This is a genomic window from Streptomyces sp. NPDC054840 (genome assembly GCF_053611065.1).
This window is the reverse complement of the sequence record NZ_JBSGZP010001089.1, coordinates 1-1466: the sequence shown is the minus strand read 5'-3', so window position 1 is coordinate 1466 and position 1466 is coordinate 1. Positions and strand designations below refer to the sequence as shown.

Below are 1466 nucleotides of genomic sequence, written 5' to 3'. Positions count from 1 at the left end.
GTGTTCCCGGTGCGGCGCCGTCGTGTTCCAGTGGGGCAGCGCCTGGTGTCAGCGCCTCATGTCAGAGCCGTGGTGTCAGCGCCTGGTGTCAGCGTCACTACGGGGACGGCGCCGGCTTCGGGGTCGGCTCCGGCTTCGCCGCCTTGGGGAGTTCCGGCTCCACCCACGGAGCGGTCGGCCGGATGTTCTCCGGGCCCCCGGGCGCCGGCTGCGCGATCGACGCCAGGGCCTCCTTGGCCACCGGTCCGCGCAGCGGCGAGAAGTGCGGGTTCGTCCGCATGGCCTCCTGGAAGTGGCGGCGGGCCGCCTCCTCGTCACCGAGGCCGCGTTCGATCATCGCCCGGTGGAAGGCGAAGTCGGCGCTGCGCAGCCCCGGCTCCGTGGCCTTCTTCGCGTACTCCAGCGCCGCCGCGTCCTCGCCGGTCTGGTGCAGCGCCCACCCCAGCGCGTCCGCGACCTGCACGCTCTTGTGCCGCGACCACTGCTGCGACAGGCGCCGCACCGCCGCCTCCGCATCGCCGTGGTCCGCCTCGTACAGGCCCAGGAGCACGGCGTCGTCGACCCCGTTAGCGCTGTTGCGGGCCACCATCGTGGTCAGTGCGTCGTACTGGGTGCGCGCCTCCTGGGGCCGTCCGAGCGAATCCAGCAGTTCGCCCAGCTCCCGCGCCAGCTGCGGCACCGCGGACCGGCCCAGCGCCGTCCGGTAGTCCCGGACCGCCTCCCCGCCGCGGCCCAGCGCGGCCAGCGCGCGGGCCCGGCCGCCGAGCGCCTCCGCCTGCGCCGGATCCGTCCGCAGCGCGCCCTCGTACTGTCGCAGCGCCTCGGCCGCGTCGCCCCGCTCCCACGCCAGCTCCCCGAGCCGGAACAGCGCGTACGCCTTCTCCGCCGGGGCCTTCGCCGCGCCCGCCGCCTGTTCCATCGCCATCACCGCGTCCTCGCGCCAGCCGCGGTCCCGGTAGACCTGGGAGGCCCTGACATACGCGGCCAGGCCCGGCCGCATGTCCAGCAGCAGCTCCATCGCCTTCTGCGCGCCCTTGTAGTCGCCGAGCCCGGTGTACGCGTCCACCAGCACCGGGTACGCCGTCCACCGCTTGGGAGCCTGCGCCCGTACGAGCTCCCCCCACTTGCGGGCCGTCCCGAAGTCCCGCCGGGCATTGGCCAGCGCGCCCATCCCCGTCATCGCCTCGAAGTTGCCCTTCTCGGCCGGCCGGACCTCCAGCGACCGCTTCAGCGCCTTCTCCGCCTTCGGGTACCAGGCGGATTCCGCCGTCCGCCGTGCCTGTTCGAGGTACGCGGAGCCCAGCACGGCCCACGAGGCGTCATCGTCCGGGTGAGCCGCGAGCCACTTCTCCCGGTCCGCCACCAGCGCCGTCAGGTCCACCGCCGCCGCGGGCGCGCCCATGCCCACCGCGGCGGCGGCACGCTCGCCCGGCTCCGGCGGACGGGCGTCGTCATCGGTCCTGGCA

At 74.9% G+C, this 1466-nt stretch carries 1 protein-coding gene; it reads right to left on the bottom strand.

Annotated elements, in window-relative coordinates; translation table 11 throughout:
- Nucleotides 1–97: 97 nt before the first annotated feature.
- Nucleotides 98–1466 (bottom strand): tetratricopeptide repeat protein (locus ACWGIU_RS37770; protein WP_453712589.1); only part of this gene is annotated, 1369 nt, incomplete at its 5' end.